We start from the raw sequence: 18,621 nt of genomic DNA, 5'->3' as shown, positions 1-18,621 counted from the left end.
CCCCGGCGGACCGGGAGGTGTGTGCTCAGAGGTTTGGCGTACTACAGACGCCGACGGTCAAGGTTACGGAACCTCGACCGGGGGGTCAAACCGGCCCCGGGCCGCGTACGGCCCGGGGCGCGGTCCTGCTCAGTCCTCCGTCGAAGCCGACACCGACGCGGCCGGGGCCTGCTCGGCGGCAGCGGTCTTCTTGGCCGCCGCCTTCTTCGTCGTGGTCTTCTTCGCGGTGGTCTTCTTGGTGGCCGCCTTCTTGGCGGTGGCCTTCTTGGCGGTGGTGGTCTTCTTCGCCGCCGTCTTCTTGGCCGTGGTCGCCTTCTTGGCCGCCGTCTTCTTGGCGGTGGCCTTCTTGGCAGCCGTCTTCTTCGCCGCGGTCTTCTTGGCGGGCGCCTCCTCGGCGGCCTCCTCAGGGGCCTCCTCGGCGGGCGCCGCCGCGTCCGGGCTCACGGCCTCGTCCGTACGTACGGCACTGTCGGCGGCGGCCTCGGCAGCCGGCTCGGCCTCCGGCTCCGCGACCGGCTCGGGCGCGGGCGCGGGCTCCGCCGCCGGGGCGCTCACCTCGGCGGCCTGCGCGGCATCCTCGACGGTCCCGGAGACCTTCGGCGAGCCCGCCGGAGCGGACGCCTTACGGGTGGCCCGGCGGCGCGGCCTGGCCGGCGCGGGCTCCGCGGCGGGCGCCTCCGCGACGGGCTCCGGCTCCGGCTCGGGGGCCGGAGCCGGTGCGGGCTCGGTCTCCAGCACGATCGCGGCGGCCTCGGACGCCTTGGGCGCGCCCGCCGGAGCGGTCGCCTTGCGGCTCGCGCGACGGCGGCCCCGGCCGCGTACACCGGCTGCCGCCTCGGCCTCGGCCGGGCTGCCGAACCACTCGTCGGTGCCGTCCACCGCGGGCCGCAGCTCCGCCTCGGTCACCGCGACCGGCTCCAGCTCCGGGTGCTCGTCGGCCCGTGCGGCCTCCGCCTCGGGCTGCTCGTCCTGGTGCTGGTGGTCGTGGTGCTGGTGGTCCTGGCCGGACCCGCCCGACTTGCCCTTCTTCTTGCGCTTGCCGCCACCGCCGCCACCGGCCGAGGACGGCTGGTCCATGTGGACGATGACACCGCGGCCGTTGCAGTGCACGCACGGCTCGGAGAAGGACTCCAGCAGGCCCTGGCCGACCCGCTTGCGGGTCATCTGGACCAGGCCCAGCGAGGTCACCTCGGCGACCTGGTGCTTCGTACGGTCGCGGCCCAGGCACTCCAGCATCCGCCGCAGCACCAGGTCGCGGTTGGACTCCAGCACCATGTCGATGAAGTCGATGACGACGATGCCGCCGAGGTCGCGCAGCCGCAGCTGGCGCACGATCTCCTCGGCCGCCTCCAGGTTGTTCCTGGTCACGGTCTCTTCGAGGTTGCCGCCCTGACCGGTGAACTTTCCGGTGTTCACGTCGATGACGACCATGGCCTCGGTCTTGTCGATCACCAGCGAGCCGCCGGAGGGCAGCCAGACCTTGCGGTCCAGCGCCTTCATCAGCTGCTCGTCGATGCGGTACGTCGCGAAGACGTCGACGTCCGAGGTCCACTTCTGGAGGCGGTCGACCAGGTCCGGGGCGACGTGCGAGACATAGCCGTGGATGGTCTGCCACGCCTCGTCACCGCTGACGATGACCTTGGAGAAGTCCTCGTTGAAGATGTCGCGGACGACCCGGACGGTCATGTCGGGCTCGCCGTACAGCAGGCTCGGCGAGCTGGTGGAGCCCGCCTTGGCCTTCTTCTGGATGTCCTCCCACTGCGCCTGGAGGCGCTCCACGTCGCGGCGCAGCTCGTCCTCGCTGGCGCCCTCCGCGGCGGTGCGGACGATGACGCCCGCGTCCTCGGGAACGATCTTCTTCAGGATCTGCTTCAGGCGCGCCCGCTCGGTGTCCGGCAGCTTGCGGCTGATGCCGGTCATCGAGCCCTCGGGCACATAGACCAGGTAGCGGCCGGGCAGCGAGACCTGGCTGGTCAGCCGGGCGCCCTTGTGGCCGATCGGGTCCTTGGTGACCTGCACCAGCACGGACTGCCCGGACTTCAGCGCGGTCTCGATGCGGCGCGGCCCGTTGGCCATGCCGAGCGCCTCGAAGTTGACCTCGCCCGCGTACAGCACGGCGTTGCGGCCCTTGCCGATGTCGACGAAGGCGGCCTCCATCGACGGCAGGACGTTCTGCACCTTGCCGAGGTAGACGTTGCCGACGTACGACGTCGACTGCTCCTTGTTGACGAAGTGCTCCACGAGCACGTTGTCCTCAAGGACGCCGATCTGGGTGCGCTCGCCGCTCTGGCGGACGACCATCACGCGCTCGACGGCCTCGCGGCGCGCCAGGAACTCCGCCTCGGTGATGATCGGCACCCGGCGGCGGCCCTGCTCGCGGCCCTCGCGGCGGCGCTGCTTCTTGGCCTCCAGACGCGTCGAGCCCTTGATGGACTGGACCTCGTCGGACGGCTCGTCCTTCTTGCGCGGCTCGCGGACCTTGACGACCGTACGCTCCGGGTCGTCGCCCTGGTGGGCGGCGTCCCCGTCACCGAGGTCACCGCTGCGACGGCGGCGGCGACGGCGCCGGCGGCTGCTGCTGGAACCGGCGCCCGACTGCTCGTCCTCCTCGGCGGCGGGCGCGGCCTGCTCGGCCGGCTCCTCCTCCGCGGCCTGCTGCCCGGCGTCGGCCTGGCGGCCCTCGCCGGTCTGCTCGTCGGTGCCGTCGGCGGCCTCGCCACGGCGACGGCGGCGGCCACCGCGACGACGACGGCGGGAGGGGCGGTCGCCCGACTCGTCGTCGCCCTGCGCGGCCTCGGCCTGCTCGTCGTCGGAGTCGTCCTCGGCCTCGTCGATTTCTTCGGTGTCCTGGACGGGCGCCTGCTCGGCAACCTGCTGCTCGGCCTCGGCGGCAGCGCCCCGGCGGCGACGGCGGCGGTTGCCGGTCGCGGGCTGCTCCTCCTCCTCGGCGGCGGGCTCGGCCTGCTCGGCGGCGGCTGCGGCGGCGGCCGCGGCGGTCTCCGGGGTCTGGAACATCGGCTCGGTGAAGACCGGCGCCTGGAACACGGCCGTCGGCGCGCGCCGCTCACGGCGGCGGCTGCCGCGTACGGGCTCCTCCGGCGCGGCCTCGGCCTCGGCGCGCGACTCCTCGGCGGCGGGCCGCTCCTGCTTGGCGGCCGGGGCCTCGGACGCGCGCTCCGCGCGGCGGCGCGAACGGCGGCGGGGCGCCTCGGCGGCCTGCTCGGCGGCCGGGGCCTCCGTCGCGGCGGGCTCGGCGGCCGGGGCGCTCTCCACGGCGTCGGCGGCCTGCGGGGAGCCCGCGGGGGCGGTGGCCTTACGGGTCGCACGGCGGCGCGTACGGGCGGGCTTGGTGTCCTCGACGGGGGCGGCGGCCGGGGCCTCCGCAGGCGCGGCGGCCTCGGCGGCCTCCTCGGCCTCTTCCTCGTCCTCGGCCTGCGCCACGGCGTCCGTGCTCGCGGGCTCGGCGCTCTGCGGCTCGGCGGCGCCCTGCGGCGGACCGGCCGGGGCGGTGGCCTTACGGGTCGCACGGCGGCGCGTACGGGCGGGCTTGGTCTCCTCGGCGGGGGCGGCGGCCGGAGCCTCGGCGGCCTGCTCCTCGGCGGCGGGCGCGGTGTCCTCGTCGGCCTGCGGCGCGGCGGCGGCCTCAGGGGCCTCGGCCGCGGGCGAACCAGCCGGCGCGGAGGCGCGGCGGGTGGCACGGCGGCGGGGCCGGGCGCGCGGCGCCTCGTCCTCGGCGGCGGGCTGCTCCGGCTGCGCGGCCGGGGCCTCGGGCGCGCTCTCCGCGGCCTCGCTCACCTGCGGGGAGCCCGCGGGGGCGGTGGCCTTACGGGTCGCACGGCGGCGCGTACGGGCGGGCTTGGCGTCATCGCCGGAGACGACCGTCGAGGCGGCGCTCGTGTCGTCCTGTGCGGAGCTCGCGGCCGTGCCGCTCTCCGCGACCACCGGGGCCTCGGCGGGCGTGCTCGCCGCCGTGGGCGGGCCGGCCGGCCGGGAGGCGGCGCGGCGCCGGCGGCGCGGCGGCAGCGTGTCGCTGGGGGTGCTGCCCTCGGAATGCTGTTCCGCAGGACCGCTGGATTCGTTGGGCTCAATGGGTTCGAGCATGCGGGCGGTTCTCCCGTCACGCTCCCGGGCGCCGCGCCTGGTTCCGGACGCGGCCCGCGTGATGTGCGCGGTGCCGCCCTCCGGGGCGCGGGCGCCGCACGGGAGCTGTCGTCTCGCTCGCCGGGCCCGTCTGGCGGGGACCGGCGAAAGTCTGCTGGTCAGTGCGTCTGCCGGACCGGGGTGGCTCCCTGGTTGATCGGCGACGCGACGACGGCGGCCCTGCTACAGGACCGTCCGGCGCCTCGCGGCACTCAGCCGGCGGCCGTCGTTGTGTCGGCCTCGGCAGCGTCGCGGTCGGGCGCGAGCGGGTCGGTCACCGCGCCGGTCTCCTCATCGAGCAGCCCCTGCGCCAGCCTGGTCACCGCAGCGGGGACCGGCGGCGCCAGGTCGGCCGTAGCTCGGAGGCCGGACAGGACGTCGTCGGGTCGTACGGCAGGTGTCGCATGCCGAACAACCAGCCGCAGTATCGCACAGGCATCGCCACCCGGCCTATCGCCCTCGGGCGCCGCGGCTTCGAGGCGGGCCACCGCGGCCCGCGCGTCGAAGGTCCGCATGCCGTTCTTCGTACGGCGTTCGACCTGCACTTCTTCGGCGGCGAGGAAGGTCTCGACGGCGCGCGCCGCGGCGGCGGGAGCGACGCCGTCGAGGCGCAGCTCCCACACCGACGCCTGGAGCCGGTCGGCGAGCCCGGACGTACGGGCCTCGACCGCGTCGGTGATGTCCAGGCCCGCCGGCAGCGACTCGTCCAGCAGGGTGCGGAGCATGTCCGGGTCACGGCGCTCGGCGAGCTGGATCTCCAGGTACTCGGCCTCGCTGCCGGTACCGGTCGGCGCGGCGTTGGCGTACGACACCTTGGGGTGCGGGGTGAAGCCCGCCGAATACGCCATGGGGACCTCGGCGCGGCGCAGCGCCCGCTCGAAAGCGCGCTGGAAGTCGCGGTGGCTGGTGAACCGGAGGCGGCCGCGCTTGGTGTAGCGCAGTCGGATGCGCTGCACCGCCGGTGCGGGCGGCGGGCCTTCGGGCTGTCGCTTGCCCAGTGTTACTTCTCCTTGGTGTGAGGGCGCTACTGGACGTCACCCCCGCGTGGGGCGGGGACGGTCCCGGATGACGCCTACCCAGCGTCGCCCAGTCCGGGCCCCCGCGTGGGCGGGGACACGTCGCGCCCGGACGTCTTACCTAGAGTACGTGCCACCGGTACCGACTGTTCCCGCCGGGGCTCGGGCACGGCGCCCGGCTCCGGCCGCTCCGGCACCCCGGAACCCCCGAACACGGCCCGCCGGATCTCGGCACGGGTCCGGCGTACGGACTCCCGCGCGGCGCCCAGCGCACGGCGTACGGACCGGCCCGCCGCCCGTGCCGCGTTGCGCACCGGGCGCCACAGCACGTCCCGTACGGCGTGGCCGACCGGGGTGAGGACGGCGCGGTAGACCCACCGGAACGGCTCGACGAAGACCCACCGCAGGAGTGTCGCGAGGAACCGGCCGACGGCCCGGGAGACGTACCCGGCCACCCGCCAGGCGTGTCCAAAGGCGGCTCCGGTCTCGCGCGCCACCACGGTGACGGCCGTCCCGACCGCCCGGCCCACCGGGGCCAGGACGTACCGCCACACCGCGACGGCCGGCACGACGACCGTCCACCGTACGAGTGCGGCGACGGCGGCGCCGATGCCGCGGACCACCCAGGCGATGCCGTGCCCGACCGGCGTCAGCACCCGGCGGTAGCACCACCGGGCGGGAAGCACGACCAGATGAAGACCGAGCCAGGCGAAGCCCGCGCCCAGCCTCCGGAACACCCACAGGACGGCGTGCCCGACCGGCGTCAGCACCCGGCGGTAGAACCAGAGCGCCGGCACCACGACCAGGTGGTGCCCCAGCCAGGCCACGGCCACACCGACGGCCGTACCGACCGGCACCAGTACATACCGCCACAACCCAACCCACGGCCAGTAGAAGAACGCTTTCCCCACCCAGCCCAGCGCCACCCCGAAGGCCCGCACAGTCCAGGCGATGCCATGCCCCACCGGAGTCAGAATCCACCGATACACCCAGGTCAGCGGCGCAACAACAAGAACCCGCCCCAACCAGGCAAGCCCCCGCCCAACAGGCCGCAGAACCCCCCGCTCAAGCCCCCGAGCACCAGCGACCACCAAATCCCACACCAAACGCACCGGCACCACAAGCACCAGCACCACAACCCGAACCGGCACCCGAACCAGCCGGGTCAGACACCCCTCCCCCGGCTCGTAGGGCGCGGGCGCCCGCTCCCGTACAGGCGCCCGGTCCCGTTCATGCTCTTTGGACAGCGACGGCCCACCCGTGGGCTCCATACGGCTTTCTCCCCCTCGCACCCGATATGGGCACTGTCGCGTACATGCCGCGGCCCGGCTCCCGCATCACGCGGGGCCGGGCCGGGGCACGTACCTGGAACGCTTACTTGACGACGGTCAGCGGCAGCAGCTTCTTGCCGGTCGGGCCGATCTGGATCTCCGTGTCCATCTGCGGACACACCCCGCAATCGAAGCAAGGCGTCCACCGGCAGTCCTCGACCTCGGTCTCGTCGAGGGCGTCCTGCCAGTCCTCCCAGAGCCAGTCCTTGTCCAGGCCGGAATCGAGGTGGTCCCAGGGGAGGACCTCCTCGTAGGTGCGTTCGCGGGTGGTGTACCAGGCGACGTCCACGCCGTACTCGGGCAGGGTCTTCTCGGCGGCGAGCATCCAGCGGTCGTACGAGAAGTGTTCGCGCCAGCCGTCGAAGCGGCCGCCGTCCTCGTAGACGGCGCGGATGACGGCGCCGACGCGGCGGTCGCCGCGGGAGAGCAGGCCCTCGACGATGCCGGGCTTGCCGTCGTGGTAGCGGAAGCCGATGGAGCGGCCGTACTTCTTGTCACCGCGGATCTTGTCGCGCAGCTTCTCCAGGCGCGCGTCGGTCTCCTCGGCGGACAGCTGCGGCGCCCACTGGAACGGCGTGTGCGGCTTGGGCACGAAGCCGCCGATGGAGACGGTGCAGCGGATGTCGTTGGACTTGGCGACCTCGCGGCCCTTGGCGATCACGTTGACCGCCATGTCGCCGATCTGGAGGACGTCCTCGTCGGTCTCGGTGGGCAGGCCGCACATGAAGTACAGCTTCACCTGCCGCCAGCCGTTGCCGTAGGCGGTGGCGACGGTGCGGATCAGGTCCTCTTCGGAGACCATCTTGTTGATGACCTTGCGCATCCGCTCGCTGCCGCCCTCGGGCGCGAAGGTCAGTCCCGAGCGTCGGCCGTTGCGCGTCAGCTCATTGGCAAGATCGACGTTGAAGGCGTCGACGCGGGTCGACGGCAGCGACAGGCCGATCTTGTCTTCCTCGTACCGGTCGGCGAGGCCCTTGGCGATGTCGCCGATCTCGGTGTGGTCCGCGGAGGACAGCGACAGCAGGCCGACCTCCTCGAATCCCGTGGCCTTCAGCCCCTTGTCCACCATCTCGCCGATGCCGGTGATGCTTCGCTCCCGCACGGGGCGCGTGATCATGCCGGCCTGGCAGAAACGGCAGCCGCGGGTGCAGCCACGGAAGATCTCGACCGACATCCGTTCGTGGACGGTCTCGGCCAGGGGGACGAGGGGCTGCTTCGGGTAGGGCCACTCGTCCAGGTCCATGACAGTGTGCTTGGACACCCGCCACGGGACGCCGGAGCGGTTGGGCACGACGCGCGAGATGCGCCCGTCGGGCAGGTACTCCACGTCGTAGAACTTCGGGACGTACACGCTGCCGGTCTTCGCGAGGCGGAACAGCAGCTCGTCGCGCCCGCCCGGACGGCCCTCGGCCTTCCAGGCGCGGATGATGTCGCTGATCTCCAGGACGGCCTGCTCGCCGTCGCCGACGACCGCGCAGTCCAGGAAGTCGGCGATCGGCTCCGGGTTGAAGGCCGCGTGGCCGCCCGCGAGGATCAGCGGGTGCTCGTCCGTACGGTCCTTGGCCTCGATCGGGATGCCCGAGAGGTCCAGGGCGGTGAGCAGGTTGGTGTAGCCCAGCTCGGTGGAGAAGGAGACGCCGAGCACGTCGAAGGCGCTCACCGGGCGGTGGGCGTCGACGGTGAACTGCGGCACGTCGTGCTCGCGCATCAGCGCTTCGAGGTCCGGCCACACGCTGTAGGTGCGCTCGGCCAGGATGCCCTCACGCTCGTTGAGGACCTCGTAGAGGATCATGACGCCCTGGTTGGGCAGCCCGACCTCGTAGGCGTCCGGGTACATCAGCGCCCAGCGCACATCGCAGGCATCCCAGTCTTTGACGGTGGAGTTGAGCTCGCCACCGACGTACTGGATGGGCTTCTGGACATGCGGGAGAAGCGCTTCCAGGCGCGGGAAGACCGTCTCGACAGGCATCGCGGCGTCTTTCATGAGCTGGCAGGGGTGACCATCCAGCGTACCTCGGGAACGGGATGCCGTTGACGGGCCGCATGGGGGCGGCATCGGTGGTGGGCGGGCGGTTACGGCATGGCTGCGGTGGGTCACGGTGCGGGCGGCCGGGCCCGCGTCGCCCACACCGCAACCGGTCACCCCGCCCCCGTCACCCGCCCAGCTTCCTGCGCAGCCCCGGCCTCGACGCCTTCCGCCACACCTCGGGCAGCTCGCGCTCCCGGGCGGCCGCCGCCGCTTCCTCCCGTCCGTACAGCAGCCCGAAGCTGAAGCCGCCCTCGCCCGCGCCGTGCGCCTGTACGGCGAGGTCGCGCAGCGCCTCACGGGCCAGCACGCTGTCCTGGTGGTCGCCGAGCAGCTGCTGCACCCGCTTCATGCGCTTGGCGAACTTCTTCGCCGGGCCGCCCAGCGCCGGCCCGGCCGCCTCCGCCGCGTACCGCACGCGCTTGGCCGCCTTGCGGGCGCTGTGCAGCGCCTCGTCGCGCTCCGGCCCGGCCGGTGCCGCCAGCGCGTCCGCCACGCGCCCGGCGAGCCGCCGGTAGTCCTTGAGCACGGCCTTGCCCATGGGGCGCGCCGGCGGGCGGGCCGCGGCCGGGCGCAGCGGAGGGTCCGCGAGAAGCGCGTGCAGGCTCTCCAGCAGCGTCAGGTGCCGCGCGCCGTCCAGGACCGCGAGCAGGGTCTGCCGCGAGCCGAGGCGGCGGCGCTGCGACCACAGGCGCAGCCGTGCGGCCACCGGTCCGAGCCGCAGCTCGCGGGGCAGGTCCGCCAGCCCGGCACGCAGCCGCGCCGCCAGCACCTCACGGTCCCGGTCCACGCCCAACTCGCCTGCCAGCCACTTGAGTTCATCGCCGATCGGGTCGGTCACGGACCGGTCCAGCACCGTGCTGTACGAGCGGAAGGCGCTGCGCAGGCGGCGGGTGGCGACGCGCATCTGGTGCACCGAGTCGGGCAGGTCGCGGCGGACGGCGGGGTCCAGCTCTACGAGGGTGCGTACCTGCTCGCGGATGTACGCGAGGACGGCGTCGCCGGCGGTGCGGGGGGTCGGGGGTGCGGTCTTGGGTTTCTTGGATTGCTTGGCTTTCTTGGATTGCTCGGATGCCTTGGGCTTCTTGGGGTGTTGTTCGGCGGTCTTGGCGTTGGTCCTGGTGGGCTTCTTGGCGGCTCCGTCGGTCTTCTTGATGGTCTTGGCGTCCGTCGTACGGCCAGCGTCCGTCGTCTCGGCCAGCGCGCGGGCCAGCTTGGACGCCGAACCGGCCGGGCGGATTCCCGCGGCCGCGAAGACCTCGTCCACCGCGTCCAGGAGCCCGGCGTCGCCGTTCGCCACCAGCTCCACTTCGATCTCGCGCCAGCGGACCCCGGTGGTCACCCGGTCCGGCTGCGCCGGCCGCCGCTCCGCCTCTTCCGCCCCATCCGCGTCGGCCACATCAGCCGCATCGCCGTGGATCTCGTACGCCACATCCGCGGCGCATGTCGCCTCGCCCGTCCCGTACGGGCTCACCCCGTCGCCCAGGCGGTGCGCCACCACGTCGTCCACCGCGACCTCCGCGAGCGGTTCGCCGCCGGCGGTCTCCAGCACCCACAGCGTGCGCCGGGTCCGCAGGTGCGCGACCGGCGTCAGGGGCGCGCTGCGCACCCGTGAGCGTACGAGGGCGGCGAGCTTGCGCGGCAGCCGCTCGGCCAGGGGCATCCGCACCTCGTCCCGTACGCCGGGGGCCACCGGGAGCTTGAGGTGCCAGCCCGCGTCGCCGCCGCCGGTGCGCCGCCGCAGCGTGATGCCGTCGGCCGCGAGCCGCTGGTCGGGGGTGTCGTAGTAGGTGGCGGACAGGACGACGGTGCCCTGGTCCGCGAGGGCCGCGACCCCGGCGACGCCGGTCAGGTCGGGCAGTTCGGTGCTGCCGTCGGCTTCGTACTTCCGCTCGATTTCCCGCACGGTGTCCGCCATGGATCGAATCTAGCCGCGTGTAGGGCGCCGAGGCAGTCCCCGATCGGACGTTCGTGCGGCGCCGTTCGGCCCGGCGGACGGATTCCGGGCTGGCCACACGGCACACGTGACAAAAACAGTTCATCTCTGCACGAACACCTTCGAATGCCGGATAGCTCCTTTCCGGCCTGTTGCGGAAATACGCCGTCTTGCCGTCGGCAGTTGCCGCTCGGACGATCGGTCCCCTCCATACCGTGCGGACCGCGGCGGCCACGAGGGTCGCCGCCTGCCCGCGCGCCTTTTCACGAGGAGGTCGTGATGACCACAAATGGCCGTTTGAGCCTCGGTCCCGATGCGGCACGGCAGCTCGCCACCACCACCAAGACCACGCCGCAGATGCGCGGCATCACCCCGCGCTACCTGCTGCGCGCCCTGCCGTGGGTGGACGTCGAGTCCGGCGTCTACCGCGTCAACCGCCGCCGTACCTTCATCCTGGGCGACGACCGGATCAGCACCTTCTCCGAGGGCGACAGCCACCGCATCGTCCCCGAGGACCTGCGGGAACTGCCGTTCCTGCGGCAGGCCGACGAGGGGCAGCTGCGCGAACTGGCCGAGACGTGCGACGAGGTCACCTTCCACGCCGGGCAGACGCTGTGCTCCGAGGGCGACAACGCCGACCGCCTGTGGGTGCTCGTACGCGGCCGCGCCGAGAAGCGGGTGACCGGGCGGTACGGCGAGGACGCGTTACTGGAGGTCGTCGGTGACGGCCAGTTCTTCGACCTGAAAGCCTGGGCCAAGGGCGAGTCGCAGCCGTACCAGGTGCGCACGCTGACCCCCGGCGTCGCGCTGTGCATCAGCCGCGCCAAGCTGGCGGAACTGGCCGACCGCGACGAGTCGCTGCGCACCACGCTGGAGTCCTACTGCGCCGGCGAGATGCCGACGCCGGGCGCCGAGGCGCCGGTCGACCTCGCCGCCGGGCACGTCGGCGAACCGGACCTGCCGGGTACGTACGTGGAGTACGAGGACGCGCCGCGCGAGTACCACATGAGCCTCGCGCAGACCGTGCTGCGCGTGCACACCCGCGTCGCCGACCTCTACAACCAGCCGATCGACCAGACCCGGGCGCAGAGCAATCTGACCGTGCACGCGCTGCGCGAGCGCCAGGAGTCGATGATGCTCAACCACCCGGACTTCGGGCTGTTCAACCAGGTCGCGCCGGGCATGCGGGTGCAGACGCGCACCGGCGCGCCGACGCCGGACGACCTGGACGAGATGCTGGCAAAGGTGTGGAAGCAGCCCGGGTACTTCGTCGCGCACCCGCGGGCGATCGCCGCGTTCGGCCGGGAATGTACCCGCCGGGGTGTGCCCCCGGTGACCGACACCCGGTTCGGCAGTCCGCTGCTGACCTGGCGCGGCGTGCCGCTGCTGCCGTCCGACAAGGTGAACATCAACGGCGCGGGCACGACCGAGATCCTGCTGATGCGGGTGGGCGAGGCCGAGCAGGGCGTGGTGGGCCTGCGCCCGGCCTCCGTACCGGACGAGGCGGAACCGGGCCTGTCCGTACGGAACATGGGCGTCGACCAGAAGGCGATCACCTCGTACCTGGTCACGGCGTACTTCAACACGGCCGTCCTGGTGGAGGACGCCCTCGCCGTCCTCCAGAACGTCGAGGTGTCCAAGTACCATGACTACTCCTGAGTTCACGGGGCTCGCGGCACCGCTGAGCGCGCTCCTGGGCAAGGAGGCGAAGACCGGCGCGGCGGATGCGGCAGCGGCCCCTGCCACCGGCACGAACACGGCCGTCCGTACGGACACGGCCGCGAGCACGGCACCGTCCCCCGGCACAGGCGCGGCTCCGGGCGCGGGGGCGACCGTCGTCCCGGCCGCGGCCATGGCGGGCCTGCCGGGCATGCAGCCGGTCCCGAGCGCGGCTACGGGTACGGATGCGGTGCCGGATACGAGTGCGATGCCAGGTACGAGTGCGATGCCGGACGCGGGCGCGGTCCCGGGTATGAGCCCCGTCCCGGGCACGAGCGCGCTGACGGATACAAGCGCCGTACCGGGCGTGGGGACGGTCCCGGGCATGGAGGCGGTTCCGGGCTTGGAGGCAGTCCCGAGCATGGGGACAGCTCCGGGCATGGAGACGGTCCCGGGCATGAGCGCGGTCCCGACCACCCCTCCCCAGACCTCCACCACAACCACTCCCACGACCAACCCCACGACAGCCATCCCCACCACCAACCCCACAACCACCCCCACCCACCACCTCCCCGGGGCCCAACGCGGCGCCTTCTCCCCCGAGATGGCGCGGCGGGACTTCCCGATCCTGCACCGGCTGGTCAACGGCCGGCCGCTCGTCTGGCTCGACAACGGGGCCACCACGCAGAAGCCGCGCCAGGTGATCGAGGCGGTGGCGGCCTTCTACGGTTCGGCCAACTCCAACATCCACCGCGGTGCCCACACCATGGCCCGCGACGCCACCGCCCTGTACGAGGCGGGCCGGGCCGCCGTCGCGGACTTCCTGGGCGCCCCGTCCCCCGAGGAGATCGTCTTCGTCCGCGGCACCACCGAGGCGATCAACCTGGTCGCCGAGACCTGGGGCCGGGCCAACATCGGTCCGGGTGACGACATCCTCGTCCCCGTGCTGGAGCACCACTCCGACATCGTTCCGTGGCAGCAGCTGGCCGCCGAGACGCATGCCCGGGTGGTGCCGGTACCGCTGCTGCCGGACGGGCAGATCGACCAGTTCGCCTACGCCGACCTGCTGTCCTCCCGTACCCGGCTGGTGGCCGTCAGCCATGCCTCCAATGTGCTGGGAACCGTTCCCCCGGTGGCGGAGATGACGGCGCTGGCCCACCGGTACGGCGCCAAGGTGCTGGTGGACGGCGCCCAGGCGGTGGCCCATTTCCCGGTCGACGTACAGGCCATGGACGCCGACTTCTACGCCTTCTCCGGCCACAAGCTGTTCGCGCCCACGGGCATCGGGGCGCTGTACGCCAAGCCCGAGCTGCTGGCGGCCATGGTGCCGTGGCAGGGCGGCGGCAACATGATCGAGTCCGTGTCCTTCGACCGGACGACGTTCGCGCCCGCGCCGCACCGCTTCGAGGCCGGTACGGGCCATATCTCCGGCGTGGTCGGGCTGCTCGCCGCCCTCGACTGGCTGTCGTCCTTCGACCACGGGGCCATCGCCAAGTACGAGGCCGACCTGCTGGCGTACGCGCGGCAGGCGCTGGCCATGGTGCCCGGCCTCGAAGTCCTGGGGGATGCCCCGGACCGTATCGCGGTGCTGGCGTTCACGCTCGCGGGGCACGACCCGACGGCCGTGGCGCAGTCCCTGGACCTGGACGGCATCGCGGTCCGCTCCGGCCACCACTGCGCCCAGCCGGCCCTGGCCCACTACGGCCTGGACAGCGCCGTCCGCGCCTCCCTGGCCCTCTACAACACCCCCGAGGAGGTCGACCAGCTGGTGGCTTCGCTGCTGCGGCTGCAGCAGTCGCCGTGACCCGACCGGAGCGCCCGTCCCGAGTCACCGGGGCGGGCGCTCCCCGGCCTCTTCGGTGCGGTGGTCAACAGCCCCGGTCCTTCGTTGTCACTGCCTCCCGGTACAGTTCCCTCCTCGGTTGGCGCACATCCGGCAGGGGGGACGATGCTCGCGCATCTGGCGGACACCGCACGGCAGTTGGCGGCCGTTCTGTGGCAGCAGCACACGGTCTACCGCGACCGCACGGGCGGTGTGGTCATACGCGGCGAGCACGTCGAGCGGTGGATCAGTCTGTCCGTCACCGGCACCCGCGGGGAGGTGCTCATACGGGCGGGCCGCATCCTGGACGGCGGTACGAGCGCGCCCGCGCGGGCGGAGACCGTCATGCGGCTGGACAGCGGCACGGGCGAACTGGCCGCCGCCTGCCGCCGGTTGCTGGCCGACATCGCGATGGGCTCCGAGCCGTCGGCGCCCCGCGCGCCGGAGTACGCGCGGTCGCCGCGGCAGGCCCGCAATCGGCCGCGGAAGGCACGTATCGCCCTGTGGGTGCTGCTCGCCACGGTGACCAGCGCCTCCGTGCTCGCCGCCCTCGTCGCGTACAGCTCCTACAGCGCCGCGTCCGGCCGCTGACGTACGCCCCCACGGCCCGGGGGCGTACACCCGTCAGGCCGACACCGGCCGCTGTACGTGAATCGATTGCAGCAGCCCTATGGCGATCCAGACCGCGAACATGGACGTGCCGCCGTAGGAAACGAACGGCAGCGGCAGGCCGGTGACGGGCATGATGCCCAGCGTCATGCCGATGTTCTCGAACGACTGGAACGAGAACCAGGCGATGAAGCCCGCCGCCACGATCGTGCTGTACAGCTCGCTGGCCTCGCGGGCGATGCGGCAGGCGCGCCACAGGACGACGCCCAGCAGCACGATGATCAGGCCCGCGCCGAGGAAGCCCAGTTCCTCGCCGGCGACGGTGAAGATGAAGTCGGTCTGCTGCTCGGGCACGAACTGGCCGGTGGTCTGGCTGCCGTGGAAGAGGCCGGAGCCGGTCAGTCCGCCGCCGCCGATGGCGATGCGTGCCTGGTTGGTGTTGTAGCCGACGCCCGCCGGGTCCAGGCTCGGGTTGGCGAAGGCGGCGAACCGGGCGATCTGGTAGTCGTCCAGCAGGCCCAGCTGCCAGATGGCCACACAGCCGATGACACCGGCGCCCAGCAGCCCGAGGATCCACCGGTTGGAGGCGCCGGAGGCGAGCAGGACGCCCAGGATGATCGCGCCGAGGACCATGACCGAGCCGAGGTCCGGCATCAGCATGATGATGACGACCGGGACGGCGGCCAGGCCCAGAGCCTGGACGACGGTGCGGTGGTCGGGGTGCGGGCGGTCGCCCGCGTCGACCCGGCCCGCGAGGATCACCGCCATCCCCAGCGTGATCGTGATCTTGGCGAATTCGGCGGGCTGGAGGGAGAGGCCGCCGGGGATGGCCAGCCAGGAGCGGGAGCCGTTGATCGTGGCGCCCAGGGGCGTGAGGACGAGCAGCGACAGCACCAGCGAGAGGCCGTAGAGGATCGGCACCGCGCCGCGCAGCGTGCGGTGCCCGAGCCAGATCGCGCCGGCCGCCAGGGCCAGTCCGATGCCGGTGTTCAGCAGGTGGCGCAGGAGGTAGCCGTACTCGTCGCCGTGGGTGAGTTCGGTGCGGTTGCGGGTCGCGGAGAACACCAGCACCGCGCCGATCAGGGACAGGGCCAGGCTGCACAGCAGCATGACCCAGTCCAGCCGGCGCACGACCGAGTCGCGTGCCGTCAGTTTGCCCCAGGCGCCGCGGTCGGGGCTGTAGCGGCGGACGGTGAAGCCGTTCGCGGTGTGGGAACTGGTCACTGACCCCGCCTTCCGGCCGCGGCGGGCTGCTGTGGTGCGGTGACGGGCTGGATGGGCTGCGCCTGGATCGTGCCGTCACCGAGGATCTTGGGCAGTCCGGTCTGCGGCCTGGGCAGCAGCGCCTTCGACTCGTCGATCTTGCCCTTGTCGTCCACCCCGTACAGCGCGTTGTAGATCTTGCGCACGGCGGGGCCGGCGGAGCCCGAGCCGGTGCCGCCCTGGGAGATGGTCATGACGATCGTGTAGTCCTTGGTGTACGTGGCGAACCAGCCCGTCGTCTGCTTGCCGTAGACCTCGGCCGTACCGGTCTTGGCGTGCATCGGGATCTTGTCCTGCGGCCAGCCCTGGAAGCGCCAGGCGGCGGTGCCGCGGGTGGCGACGCCGGCCAGCGCGCCGTCGATCTGGGACAGGGTCTTGGCGGTCACCGGCAGCTTCCCGTGCGACTTGGGCGCGATGTTCTCGATGCGCTTGCCGTCGGGGCTGACGATCGCCTTGCCCACGGTCGGGTTGTAGAGCGTGCCGCCGTTGGCGATCGCCGCGTAGATCGTCGCCATCTGTATCGGGGTGACCTGGGTGTCGCCCTGCCCGATGGAGTAGTTCACCGAGTCACCGGCGCGCATCTTCATGCCGGACTCGCAGTTCTCCCGGGCAATCTTCGAGACATAGTCGTCGCCGGACTTGCCCTGCTTGCACCAGCTGTCCTTGTTGGCCTCCCAGTACCGCTTCTTCCAGTCGCGGTCCGGGACCCGGCCGGTGACCTCGTTGGGCAGGTCGATGCCGGTCTCCTTGCCGAGGCCGAACTGATGGGCCGTCTTGTAGAACCAGTCCTTCGGGTTGTTCGGCTTGTTGCCGCCGTCCTTCTGCCACTGCTGGTAGGCGAGGCTGTAGAAGACGGTGTCGCAGGAGACCTCCAGCGCGCGGCCGAGGTTGATCGGCCCGTAGCCCTTGGACTCGAAGTTCTTGAAGACCTGGTTGCCGATGCTGAACGAGGCGGTGCAGGGGTAGGTGCCGTCGAAGTCGTACCCGGCGGCGACCGCGGCCGAGGTGGAGATCACCTTGAAGATCGAGCCGGGCGCCGACTGGCCCTGGATGGCCCGGTTGAGCAGCGGGTAGTTGGAGTCCTTGCCGGTCAGCTTGGCGTAGTCCTTGCCGGAGATGCCGCCGACCCAGGCGTTGGGGTCGTAGGACGGGTTGGAGGCCATGGAGACGATCCGGCCGGTCTTGTTCTCCATGACGACCACGGCGCCCGCGTCGGCCTTGTAATTGGTGCCGGTGTTCTTGTCGTGCTCCTTACGGGCGTCCTTCATCGCCTGCTCCAGTTCCCGTTCCGCTATGGCCTGGACGCGGGCGTCTATGCTCGTGACGACGTTGGAGCCGGGGATCGCCTTGTCGCTCTTGGCCTTGCCGATGACCCGGCCGAGGTTGTCGACCTCGTAGCGCGTCACCCCGGCCTTGCCGCGCAGCTGGCTGTCGTAGGTGCGCTCCAGCCCGGAGCGGCCGATCTGGTCCGAGCGCAGCAGCGGCGAGCGGGTGTTCTTGGCCTTCTGGATCTCCTCGTCGGTGACCGGCGAGAGGTAGCCGAGGACCTGGGCGGTCTGGGCCTTGCCGGGCGCGGCGTAGCGGCGTACGGCGGTGGGCTCGGCGGAGATGCCGGGGAAGTCCTCGGAGCGCTCGCGGATCTGGAGAGCCTGCTGGGTGGTGGCCTCGTCGGTGATCGGGATGGGCTGGAAGGGCGAGCCGTTCCAGCAGGGCTGCGGCGTCTTGGCGTCGCACAGCCGGACCTTGTTGCGGATCTCCTGCTCCGACATGCCGAGGACCTTGGCGAGCCGGCCGAGCACGGCCTTGCCGTCGTCCTTCATCTTCAGCAGGTCGGTGCGGTTGGCGGAGACGACCAGACGGGTCTGGTTGTCGGCGAGCGGGATGCCGCGGGCGTCGAGGATGGAGCCGCGGGTGGCCGGCTCGACGACCTGCTGGACGTGGTTGTTGCGGGCCTCGTCGGCGTACTCCCGGCCGTTGCGGATCTGGAGGTACCACAGCCGGCCGCCGAGGGTCAGCAGCAGGGAGAAGACCAGGATCTGGATGGCGACCAGCCGGATCGTGACGCGTGAGCTGCGGCCGGTCTCCGGGAGGTTGGTCACAGTCGTTTGACCCCCTTGATGCGTCCTGTCTTGCTACGGGCCGATCTGCCGAGCAGTCCGCCGCGCTGGCCGCCGATGCGGGCCGGCTTGGACGGGAGGCTGGTGCGCATCGAGCGGCTCGCCTTGAGGCCGGTGCCGGAGCCGAGCCAGCCGTAGGCGCTCTTGCGGCCCTTGCCGGAGCCGCCCGGCCCGCCGGCCGCGTCGGTGGCCAGCGGGTCGTGTTCGGTACGGCGGGCCAGCGCCATCACCACGGGTACGGCGAACGGGGCGAGCAGCAGGTCGTAGAGCGTGGCGGTGAACAGCAGCCAGCCCAGGCCCACGCGGGCGGCGGCGGAGTCGCCGACGAGCGAGCCGACGCCCGCGTACAGCAGGGTCGAGCCGAGGGCCGCGCCGACCACGACCACCAGCGGCATGGTCGCCGAACGGTGCTGTCCGCTGTCCGGTTTGGTCAGCCCGGCCACGTACCCGATGACGCACAGCACCAGGGCGTAGCGGCCGATGGCGTGGTCGGAGGGCGGCGCGAGGTCGGCGAGCAGGCCGGCGCCGAAGCCGATCAGGGCGCCGGAGACGTGCCCGTAGACCAGCGCGAGGCCGAGGACGACCAGGAGCAGCAGGTCCGGTACGGCGCCGGGCAGCTGAAGCCGGGCCAGTACGGCGACCTGGACCAGCAGCGCCACGACGACCAGCGCGGCCGAGAGCAGGATCCTCTTGATGCGCATC

11 protein-coding genes are annotated in these 18,621 nt (G+C 72.3%); 3 read left to right on the top strand and 8 right to left on the bottom strand.

What is annotated here, in order from left to right:
- Positions 1–129: 129 nt before the first annotated feature.
- The 5 genes from ADK86_RS16630 to ADK86_RS16610 all read right to left on the bottom strand — a co-directional run bounded on the left by ADK86_RS16630 (position 130) and on the right by ADK86_RS16610 (position 10,431).
- Positions 130–4,101 carry an Rne/Rng family ribonuclease gene (locus ADK86_RS16630; RefSeq protein WP_053697281.1) on the bottom strand — a complete coding sequence of 1,324 codons (3,972 nt, stop codon included), beginning with the start codon at positions 4,099–4,101 and terminating at the stop codon, positions 130–132.
- Positions 4,102–4,352: 251 nt separating this feature from the next.
- A complete protein-coding gene (locus ADK86_RS16625; RefSeq protein WP_053697280.1) occupies positions 4,353–5,096 on the bottom strand; it encodes a TIGR03936 family radical SAM-associated protein in 744 nt (247 codons plus the stop codon).
- Positions 5,097–5,212: 116 nt separating this feature from the next.
- Positions 5,213–6,427: a hypothetical protein gene (locus tag ADK86_RS16620; protein ID WP_063789015.1), complete on the bottom strand. Its 1,215-nt coding sequence runs from the start codon at positions 6,425–6,427 to the stop codon at positions 5,213–5,215.
- Between the two features lie 103 nt (positions 6,428–6,530).
- Positions 6,531–8,456 (bottom strand): TIGR03960 family B12-binding radical SAM protein, encoded by a 1,926-nt coding sequence (locus ADK86_RS16615; RefSeq protein WP_030588867.1) that lies wholly within the window; start codon positions 8,454–8,456, stop codon positions 6,531–6,533.
- 184 nt (positions 8,457–8,640) lie between these two features.
- Complete coding sequence (locus tag ADK86_RS16610; protein ID WP_053697279.1) at positions 8,641–10,431, bottom strand: CYTH and CHAD domain-containing protein; 1,791 nt, start codon at positions 10,429–10,431, stop codon at positions 8,641–8,643.
- A 297-nt stretch (positions 10,432–10,728) separates the two neighbouring features.
- Here ADK86_RS16610 and ADK86_RS16605 point away from each other — a divergent pair, with 297 nt between their 5' ends.
- The 3 genes from ADK86_RS16605 (at position 10,729) to ADK86_RS16595 (ending at position 14,521) form a co-directional block, all read left to right on the top strand.
- The gene (locus tag ADK86_RS16605) at positions 10,729–12,108 is read left to right on the top strand and encodes a family 2B encapsulin nanocompartment shell protein (protein ID WP_053697278.1); all 1,380 of its coding nucleotides are present in this window, start codon (positions 10,729–10,731) and stop codon (positions 12,106–12,108) included.
- Positions 12,095–13,912 (top strand): SufS family cysteine desulfurase, encoded by a 1,818-nt coding sequence (locus tag ADK86_RS16600; protein ID WP_053697277.1) that lies wholly within the window; start codon positions 12,095–12,097, stop codon positions 13,910–13,912. Before ADK86_RS16605 ends, ADK86_RS16600 begins: the two co-directional genes overlap by 14 nt.
- A 144-nt stretch (positions 13,913–14,056) precedes the next feature.
- Positions 14,057–14,521, top strand: coding sequence for a hypothetical protein (locus ADK86_RS16595; protein WP_053697276.1), 465 nt, complete (start codon positions 14,057–14,059; stop codon positions 14,519–14,521).
- 33 nt (positions 14,522–14,554) lie between these two features.
- On the opposite strand, the gene rodA is transcribed toward ADK86_RS16595, so the two are convergent.
- The 3 genes from rodA to mreD are packed head-to-tail and all read right to left on the bottom strand — an operon-like array spanning position 14,555 to position 18,620.
- Positions 14,555–15,763: a rod shape-determining protein RodA gene (gene rodA, locus ADK86_RS16590; RefSeq protein ID WP_030588852.1), complete on the bottom strand. Its 1,209-nt coding sequence runs from the start codon at positions 15,761–15,763 to the stop codon at positions 14,555–14,557.
- Positions 15,760–17,901, bottom strand: a complete 2,142-nt coding sequence (gene mrdA / locus ADK86_RS16585) for a penicillin-binding protein 2 (RefSeq protein ID WP_053697275.1) — start codon at positions 17,899–17,901, stop codon at positions 15,760–15,762. The genes rodA and mrdA overlap by 4 nt, the downstream gene beginning before the upstream one ends.
- Entirely contained in the window at positions 17,898–18,620 is a 723-nt protein-coding gene (mreD, locus tag ADK86_RS16580) for a rod shape-determining protein MreD (protein ID WP_030588847.1), read from the bottom strand. Before mreD ends, mrdA begins: the two co-directional genes overlap by 4 nt.
- Between the last annotated feature and the right edge of the window lies 1 nt (position 18,621).

The sequence above is a fragment of the Streptomyces sp. NRRL F-5755 genome, from assembly GCF_001279365.1.
GTDB classification, from domain to species: Bacteria; Actinomycetota; Actinomycetes; order Streptomycetales; family Streptomycetaceae; genus Streptomyces; species Streptomyces rimosus.
The sequence above is the reverse complement of the archived record's forward strand: the minus strand, read 5'-3'. Positions and strand labels throughout refer to the sequence as shown.